The sequence below is a fragment of the Tepidibacillus infernus genome, from assembly GCF_048898065.1.
GTDB lineage: Bacteria > Bacillota > Bacilli > Tepidibacillales > Tepidibacillaceae > Tepidibacillus_B > Tepidibacillus_B infernus.
The window spans coordinates 1575918-1584570 of record NZ_JBLWFI010000001.1; the positions used below are offsets into that span (position 1 = coordinate 1575918).

Here is an 8653-nt window from a genome sequence, read left to right on the forward strand (position 1 = left end):
ACTACAATCTATTGATACCACAAGGGATGATTTTAAAATCATCCCTTTTTGTTTGAAATAAACGAAGAGGTTTCCCTAGCTTAAATTCCTTTCTTCGTAAAAGTTCTTGATATTCTCCTACTTCTGGCTCTTTAACATATGGCAACTTTTGCAAAGCCTTAATTGAGCGTAGATTTTCTTGATCGACAAAAAATAAAACGACTTCTATATTCATTTCTTCAAAAGTGTCATTTAAGACCTTTTCTTTCAGTTGTTGATTAAATCCTTTTCCCCAGTCTCTTTTTCTAATCCATGTACCCATTTCTGCTACACGATTTTCCTCATCAATCTTTAGAAGAAAAACACCACCAATCATTTCCCCGTTCTGATTCCAAATGGTTCGATGATAGGCTTGCCCTACCCATTCTAACCATTCCATCTGCTTTAGCCATTCTGTATAAGCTAGATAAGAGAACAAGGGGAGATCCAAATATCTTTTAACCTCTTCTTTTTTTAGGTAGTTGTACATGTTTACTGCCCATTCCCATTGAAAGGGCTTAAACAGAAGTTGATTTTTAGCTACCACCATTTCTTTTCACCATCAACGATAGATTTTATGCTTTTTTAGTATAAACCACATAAACCGTATCTTTTCTTTTCGCATAAACTATAAAAAAACATCATGATTGGATTTGTATTTATTATAACAATCGTATTTATCTTACCATAAAAGTGTAACGAATAGGAAAAGGAGGGGATATAGTGTCGACTGAAATCGTAGTTTCAGCTGTTGGAGATATTCTAATGTGGAACAGTCAAATTGAAGCAGCTAGAATTCCTAATAAAAGAAGTTATTCATTTGACCATCTGTTTACTGAAATCGCACCTTATCTTAAGACTGCAGACCTCACGATTGGCAATCTAGAAACAACCCTGTCAGGAAGAGAGAAAATATATCAACAAAAAAGTGATAAAACAGGTTATCCCATGTTTAATTGTCCTGATGAATTAGCACCAGCTCTGAAAAAAGCAGGCTTTGACGTGATAACAACTGCTAATAATCATTGTATGGATCGCGGTGTAAAAGGTTTAAATAGAACGTTAGATATTCTTGATCGATATGAAATTGAACATACAGGTACATTCCGAACATATAAAGAATCAAAGAATTTACTCATTAAAACGATTAAAGGTATTAAAATAGGTATTCTGAATTATACTTATGGAACCAACTATATCCCGGTTCCTAAGGATCAGCCTTGGTTAGTTAATCGAATTAACCTCAAAAAAATATTAGCTGACTTATACCGTATCAAACCGAAAGTAGATGTAACGATTGTTTCATTACATTTTGGTAGGGAATTTCATCGTTATCCTAGTAAAAGACAAATAGAAATTACAAATACACTATTAAAACATGGAGCCGATATTATCTTAGGTTCCCATCCCCATGTGATTCAACCCATGGTTTTGAAAAATGTAACAAGGTTTGATGGAACCACAAAAAAGGGGGTCGTGATTAACTCATTAGGGAACTTCATTTCCAAACGAATGTGGAAAAATATCCACACAGAAAGCGGAGTTATTGTAAATATTACTGTTGAAAAAAATGAAAAAGGAGAAACGAATATTAAAAAGATTGATTACGTCCCCACATGGACACAACAGAATCATAAACTTCGCAAAATTCGTTATAGAGTCTTACCTATTGAAAAGTTCTTACGCCAACCAGACTCCCATTTATCCACCGAAGAGATTCGCACAATGAAAAAAATATGGAAGAACACGACAACTCATATAGAGCAAAAAAGCCATTTATAATCAAATGGCTTTTTTGCTGTACGCAATCAGATATTTTACGGTTTCATTCATTCTAATTCCATGTGATGCCTTCACTAAAATCGTCGTATTTGGCCTTAAATACTTAGTGAGAAAATGATTTAATTTTTCTTTGTTGGTAAAGTGAAATACTCTTTTTGGAGGAAACCCTAATTCTTTAGCTGCCTTTCCAATCAAGGTTGCATCTTTTCCATATGTGTAAAGGTAATCCACTTTTTTCTTTACAATGTATTTTCCCACTTCTTGATGAGCTCTTTTTGAGTATTTTCCCATTTCTAACATTGTACCTAAAACGGCTATATTCATTCCCTTCCCTATTTGCGATAAAACATCAATCGCTGCTTTCATCGCATGAGGGTTGGCACTATAGGTATCATCAATGATTTTTATGCCATTTGGAAGTTGGTAAATATTAAGTCTTCTCCATGGTCGCTTAAATGATTTTAATCCTTCTTGAATTTCTTTCGGCGTAAAACCTAAATGGTTTGTCACTGCGATTGCACTTAATGCATTATAAATATTGTGTTTACCTAAGGCTGAGATGTAAAATTCATATTCTTTATTTTCTAATGATATCTTAAACGTCATACCATTTCTTAGAAAATTGATATTCTTCGCCTGAATATCTGCCTTTTGATCAATTCCCACGGTTAGTATTTTCCCTTTAAACTGCTTGGTATTTAATAATTTAGAATATTCATCATCCGCATTGATTACAAGTAAGCCTGTTTGTTTCATATATTGAATCAGTTCTGATTTTGCTTTAGCAACACCCTCAATCTTTCCATTAAAATTGCCAATATGGGCTGTTCCAACATTTGTAATAATTCCAATGTTTGGTTGAATGATCTGACAATGTCGTCGAATCCCACCTGCATGTAACATTGCATATTCAAGCACAAGAGCCTTATGGTAGGGTTGAATCATATTTGCATATTTTGCTGTATGTTTGTAAGTATTGGCATTACCTTGTGTTTTTAAAATTTTATACCGTTTTTGTAGAATAGATGCAATCATTTCCTTTGTTGTTGTTTTACCAGCACTCCCTGTTATCGCGATGACAGGAATACTAAGAATCATAGGATTAGGCAATACAAAATCCCCTCCCTCCATCTGCCATTAATAGAGCATCGTAATGTATACTATGTAAAATGGTAATCAAATGTATAGGCAAAGACGAAAAAAACCTCTTGAATGATTTTACACTCAAGAGGTTTTGTCTAACTTATAAATATATCTTAAGAAAGTTTCCACTCTTTCCAAATCTTCCCTACTAATTCTGGGCTTGGTTTTAATGTCGGTTGCCCAGGTGTCCATCCTGCTGGTGTTACTTCTGTATAGTTTGAGTTACGAACATGTTGGAAAGCTTGGATTTGACGAAGGGTTTCATCAACACGACGCCCAACTGGTGGAGTTAATACTTCCATTGCTTGGATTACACCATCAGGATCAATGATAAAGCGGCCACGCATATCAACGCCTTCACTTTCTTTATACACTCCATATTTTCTTCCTATATCCCCATTATCTGATAACATTGGGAACTTTACGCCACCATCAACCATTTTAGATAATTCTTCATCATTCCACATTTTGTGAACAAACATGCTATCTGCACTTACAGATAGTACTTGTACGCCTAGAGCTTCAAATTCAGCTTGTTTAGCAGCAACTGCTGCTACTTCAGTTGCTCAGACATAAGTAAAATCACCTGGATAGAAGCAGAGCATGATCCATTTGCCGGCATAATCTGAAAGTTTTACCTCAGTAAATTTCCCTTGATGATAAGCTTTAGCTGTAAAATCAGGTGCTTTTTGTCCAACTTGAACCATTCTTTTTCCTCCCTTAAACCTTTTATTAGTAAGCTCACTTTACTAGTATAATTCAGCTTCATTCATTTCATTCTTTGATCTAGTTAAAATTTTACCAAAGAAATTTTTACCAATCAATTTATTTTTTCACTTTTCTATACTTTTAAGTTTAGTATCTTTCTTCGGCTTGATCTCTCCCTTAATAAGTGAGAACCTTTCAAATTTGGATAAATTCTATTTTCTATCAAATACTAATTGAAGAAATCTTAGGAGGTGATTTTTACTTGTTTGAATACATTTTCAACAAAATCTTAAACAGTATGACTGATGAGATGATTCACAAGATCATGACAGAACCCTATGATAATAATTTGTTAGAAGGTCTTACTGTTACACAACGATTAGGAATTCGTTCTATCATAGAGGCTGGAATTAGAGCCCAATCGGGACAAAGTATCACTCGCCCTTTAGGAAGTCCAATCAATCATTCTCATTGGGATTTACTCTACTTGAATTCGACTCAACTCTTTCAATTACCTACGATGGAAGGAGTTCCTATTGATACGAGTGTAACGATCGGACCGCGTGCAAAAAAACCACTTCATTTAAGTATACCAATCATGATTACTGGCATGTCCTATGGAGGTTCTCTAAGCTTAAATGCCAAAGTAGCTTTAGCAAAGGGGGCAACCATGGCTGGAACGAGCACCAATACGGGTGAATCGGCCGTTTCTGATGAAGAGAGGTCTGCTGCTGCTCTACTCATTGGTCAGTTAAATCGTGGACACTTTATGATGCCAGACGACCTAAAGCAATTAGATGCAATTGAAGTTCAGCTTGGTCAAGGTGCATACGGAAATGCTACACCTTCCACAAAAAAAGCGTCAGAAATCGATGAACATTTAAGAAAAACTTGGCGATTAGAAGAGGGCCAAGACGCAGTATTTAGCTCTAGGCTAAAGGGAGTAAATAGTCCTCAAGATGTCATCCAACTTCTTAATCAATTAAAACAAGACTATGATGTACCCATTGGAATTAAAATAGCGGCCAATCACCATATCGAGAAAGAATTGGCAGTGATCATCCAGTCTGATGTGGATTACATTGTAATTGATGGGGCTGAAGGAGGAACAGCTGTTGCTTCTTCCTTACTACAAGACCATGTTGGATTGCCTACCATTTATGGACTTTCCCGGACAATCCGCTATTTAGAAGAACAAGGTGTACGAGATAAATATCAAGTGATCGTCGCAGGAGGGATGAAAGACCCTGGTGTATTCTTAAAAGCAATAGCTTTAGGGGCAGATGCAGTCTATATTGGAACCATTGCCTTAATGGCCTTAGCACAATCTCAAGTAGAAAAAACATTACCATTTAGTCCTCCACCGCAACTACTACTTCATACTGGTAAAATGATTGACAAATTAGATATTGAAGAAGGAGCTAAGCATTTAGCTAACTTCTTAAACTCATCGATTGAAGATATGAAACTTGCAGTTATTGGGTTAGGGAAAACTGCTTTTAGTCAACTAAGTCGAAACGATCTTGTCAGTGTAAATAAGGATTTGGCAAACGCATTAAACATTGGCTATTCAGGAGAGCCAAACCCTTAATCTTTTCAAATGAATGACAAAGAGCCCACAAATGTAAAAATAGGCCTCTTTTCAAAAAAAAGAAAAGAGGCTTCTTTATCAATCAACAACCAGAACATATAGTTTTTTAGGTCCATGAACCCCAATAGTTAACACCATCTCAATATCAGAAGTACGACTAGGCCCGGAAATAAAATTGATCAGTGAAGGGAGCTGACCTTTTTCATTTAGTGTTTCTTTAATTTTTTTCATCGCTTGAGTAATCCTAGGCACAATTTTTTCAGCGGGTAAAATAGCGATATGAACTTCAGGCAATAAGCTCACGCTTCTTCCTCTTCCACCTTGGTTAAATAGCATGATCGTACCTGTTTCGGAAAGCCCTAAGTCGGCCATCGTAATCCCAATTTGGCTTTGTTCAGCATAAGGGACTAAGGAATCAAACTTTTTATTTATATCCCATTTCACATATTCTGCTTTCCCTTGTAAATGTTTCTCAAGTTGATATCCCTCTATATCAGGATCATCCCAAGTAATGACTTTTTTGGCTTGATGTTCAACGATGATTTGGTCGATTTCTTTTGTTACCATATCAGAAGAAACTCTTTTGACATGTCCACCAATATCCTGCAAATTCTTAATAAATTGATTAATAAATCCATTTTGATCTAAATCTTGATACAGATGATCCCAAGGAAAATGCTCATGCTTTGGTGAAGTAACACCTGACTTTCGATCACGACCTAGTCTTTTGGCCAGATGATTTAAGAACTTTTCTTGGTTTTGATTTGTCATTATGCTCATTGTTTACCAGCATCCTTTCCTTCTTTATTCCACCAATCTCTAAAAGTCTCTTTTGCTGGTCGAGGCAGATCCTTGACATCTGTCCAATTCTTTAAAACCGGTAATGATTTATCAAAATATTCATCTTTTGTAAAGGGACTAGATAATGGTCTTGCAGCCTTTATTGCTTTTTCATATAAGCCTTGATTGCCCATCACCATACCAAAGCCTTTCATTGCAATCCTTTCAGCCCAGGCAGTTTTCTTGCTATCCACATAATCCTTACGATGTTCCACCAACAATTCAGCTAATGGAATCTTAACAGGACACACCTCTGAACATGCATAACACAATGTTGAAGCAAAAGGTAACTCCTTGTGTTCGTCTTTTTCTCCTAATAATGGTGATAAAACGGCTCCTATTGGACCTGGATAAACGCTGCCATAGGCATGACCGCCAATATGGCGATAGACTGGGCATACATTGATACATGCACCACAGCGGATACATTTTAGAACCTCTTGATATTTTGTCCCTAGAATTTCGGAACGTCCATTATCGACGATTACCACATGTAATTCTTCCGGACCATCCACATCTTCTTCCCGCTTTGGACCGGTAAAAGCTGTTACATAACTTGTGATTTTCTGTCCTGTCGCAAATCTTGGCAACAAGGAAACAACGACGTCTAAATCCTCCCACGTAGGTACAATTCTTTCCATTCCCATAATTACAATATGGGTTTTGGGAAAAGAAGTAGACATACGAGCATTTCCTTCATTGGTTACCAATACAAAGGAACCCGACTCTGCTACAGCAAAATTACAACCAGTAATTCCAACCTCTGCCTTTAGATATTCCTGACGTAGTTTTTGTCTTGCAAACGCCGTTAGCTTTTCTGGATCTGCAGGTAACTCTTCCCCAGCTACTTTTGAGAATAATTCTGCAACCTGTTCCTTATTTTTGTGAATAGCGGGAACAATAATATGAGAAGGTTTTTCTCCAGCTAGTTGAATGATATATTCACCCAAATCTGTCTCAACCATCCGGATCCCAATCTCTTCTAAAGCTTCATTAAGATGCATTTCTTCAGATACCATTGATTTTGATTTAACAATGGAATGAGTATCTTTTTCCTTCACTACTTTTTTAATATAGTCTAAAGCATCTGAGTCTGTTGGGGCAAAGTGTACATGTCCACCTAACTTGCGCACATTTGTTGCAAATTGTTCTAAGTAGCTATCCAAATTCTCGATTGTGTGTCTTCTAATTTGGCTTGCCCTTTCCTTCCATTCTTCGATATTGCCTAATTCTTCCGACCTAGCCTGTCTTCCATCACGAAATCTAGTTTGTGCCCGCTGAAGCGAAAGTTTAAGGAATTCATCCTCCTTTGATTTTTTTACTCGATCAACGAAAGCTTGTTGGGTTTCATTACTCATTTGTTCGCCAACCCCCGTTCTAATAATTCTGCGATATGCATCATTGGAAGCGGTTTACCATTATGACGTAACCGACCACCAATGTTCATTAAACAAGCCATATCGGTTCCAACTAAGATCTTAGCCCCTGTTTCTAACACATGCTCAGATTTCTCTTGAACCATTTCCTCAGATATCAGGTGATTTTTAACTGAAAAGGTTCCACCAAATCCACAACAATCCTCTGCATTTGGAATAGGCACAAATTTTAATCCTTTAACCGCTTTCAACATTGCCTCTGGTTGATCAACAACCCCCATTCCTCTACGAGTATGACAAGCAATATGCAAGGTTACTGCTGTATTCAACTCTGCCCCCACATCGGTAATACCTAATACATCAACAAAAAACTGAGAAAATTCATACACCTTTTTAGATAATGCCACTGCCTTTGGATACCATTCTGGGTCATTTTCAAAGAGTTCTGGATAGTAAACTTTTAACATTGAGCTGCAAGAACCAGATAAGCCAATAATGTATTCACTGTTTTCAAATGCTCGTATCATCTGTTTAGCTGCTTGACGAGTTTCCTCCATGTAACCACTATTATAAGATGGCTGTCCACAACAAGTTTGTCCTTGTGGGAAATCAACCTCTACGCCAAAACGTCGTAACAGATTGACTGCCGCCTTCCCCGCATCTGGATAAAACATGTCTGTAATACATGTTGCAAAAAGCGATATCTTCATTTCTCCTCACACCCATTCATAAGATTGTATGGTCATCTGATGACCTGCCTATAAAAACAACCTCATCACACCATGAGGTTGTTCTATGATCTACTCCTTTTATTTTATCTCACATATTCTGTAGGTACAATAGAAAATTTGTGAACTACCCGCCACCTACGCTTCGCTTAGAGGTGGGGGCTTCTAAGGTAATCGCACCTAACGGTACGAAATTTACTTAGCTATCGAGCCTGTTCCATGCTCTATTTATGATTATACTAACAGTCGCAATCCTTCACGCTTGATATTGATAGAAGCGTTCCAATCTCTATCTGCCACAAAACCACAATCACAATGGAATATGCGCTCAGAAAGAGATAGAGACTCCTTTACTTGACCGCAACATGAACAAGTTTTGGATGATGGAAACCACTTATCTATTTTGATAAGCTTTTTCCCCTGCTCCTCTAACTTGTATTGGAGAAAGGTGGTGAACATGCCCCAGC

Annotated in this window: 9 protein-coding genes; 2 read left to right on the forward strand and 7 right to left on the reverse strand. The window is 37.0% G+C overall.

The window, feature by feature from the left end; genetic code table 11:
• Position 1: 1 nt before the first annotated feature.
• Positions 2 to 568, reverse strand: a complete 567-nt coding sequence (locus TEPIDINF_RS07930) for a GNAT family N-acetyltransferase (RefSeq protein ID WP_068725486.1) — start codon at positions 566 to 568, stop codon at positions 2 to 4.
• Between the two features lie 173 nt (positions 569 to 741).
• Here TEPIDINF_RS07930 and TEPIDINF_RS07935 point away from each other — a divergent pair, with 173 nt between their 5' ends.
• Entirely contained in the window at positions 742 to 1800 is a 1059-nt protein-coding gene (locus tag TEPIDINF_RS07935) for a CapA family protein (RefSeq protein ID WP_082732459.1), read from the forward strand.
• Here TEPIDINF_RS07935 and TEPIDINF_RS07940 read toward each other — a convergent pair whose 3' ends face one another.
• Both TEPIDINF_RS07940 and prxU read right to left on the reverse strand, forming a co-directional pair.
• Positions 1801 to 2910, reverse strand: coding sequence for a UDP-N-acetylmuramoyl-tripeptide--D-alanyl-D-alanine ligase (locus TEPIDINF_RS07940; protein WP_421691710.1), 1110 nt, complete (start codon positions 2908 to 2910; stop codon positions 1801 to 1803). It lies immediately after the preceding gene.
• A gap of 146 nt (positions 2911 to 3056) precedes the next feature.
• The gene (gene prxU, locus TEPIDINF_RS07945) at positions 3057 to 3650 is read right to left on the reverse strand and encodes a thioredoxin-dependent peroxiredoxin (RefSeq protein WP_082732460.1); all 594 of its coding nucleotides are present in this window, start codon (positions 3648 to 3650) and stop codon (positions 3057 to 3059) included.
• Positions 3651 to 3913: 263 nt separating this feature from the next.
• Here prxU and TEPIDINF_RS07950 point away from each other — a divergent pair, with 263 nt between their 5' ends.
• Positions 3914 to 5242: an FMN-binding glutamate synthase family protein gene (locus tag TEPIDINF_RS07950; protein WP_201024172.1), complete on the forward strand. Its 1329-nt coding sequence runs from the start codon at positions 3914 to 3916 to the stop codon at positions 5240 to 5242.
• Positions 5243 to 5320: 78 nt separating this feature from the next.
• Here TEPIDINF_RS07950 and TEPIDINF_RS07955 read toward each other — a convergent pair whose 3' ends face one another.
• The 4 genes from TEPIDINF_RS07955 to TEPIDINF_RS07970 all read right to left on the reverse strand — a co-directional run.
• Positions 5321 to 6022, reverse strand: coding sequence for a LutC/YkgG family protein (locus TEPIDINF_RS07955; protein ID WP_421691711.1), 702 nt, complete (start codon positions 6020 to 6022; stop codon positions 5321 to 5323).
• Positions 6019 to 7440: a LutB/LldF family L-lactate oxidation iron-sulfur protein gene (locus TEPIDINF_RS07960; RefSeq protein WP_421691712.1), complete on the reverse strand. Its 1422-nt coding sequence runs from the start codon at positions 7438 to 7440 to the stop codon at positions 6019 to 6021. Before TEPIDINF_RS07960 ends, TEPIDINF_RS07955 begins: the two co-directional genes overlap by 4 nt.
• Complete coding sequence (locus TEPIDINF_RS07965; protein ID WP_421691713.1) at positions 7437 to 8168, reverse strand: (Fe-S)-binding protein; 732 nt, start codon at positions 8166 to 8168, stop codon at positions 7437 to 7439. Before TEPIDINF_RS07965 ends, TEPIDINF_RS07960 begins: the two co-directional genes overlap by 4 nt.
• Positions 8169 to 8420: 252 nt before the next feature.
• The coding region (locus TEPIDINF_RS07970) for a zinc ribbon domain-containing protein (RefSeq protein ID WP_421691605.1) at positions 8421 to 8653 on the reverse strand (233 nt) is incomplete at its 5' end.

What these genes read in the sequence shown, in the direction of transcription:
- TEPIDINF_RS07930 (WP_068725486.1), bottom strand. Translation starts at nt 568, where the DNA reads ATGGTGGTAGCTAAAAATCAACTTCTGTTTAAGCCCTTTCAATGGGAA.
- TEPIDINF_RS07955 (WP_421691711.1), bottom strand. Translation starts at nt 6,022, where the DNA reads ATGAGCATAATGACAAATCAAAACCAAGAAAAGTTCTTAAATCATCTG.
- TEPIDINF_RS07960 (WP_421691712.1), bottom strand. Translation starts at nt 7,440, where the DNA reads ATGAGTAATGAAACCCAACAAGCTTTCGTTGATCGAGTAAAAAAATCA.
- TEPIDINF_RS07965 (WP_421691713.1), bottom strand. Translation starts at nt 8,168, where the DNA reads ATGAAGATATCGCTTTTTGCAACATGTATTACAGACATGTTTTATCCA.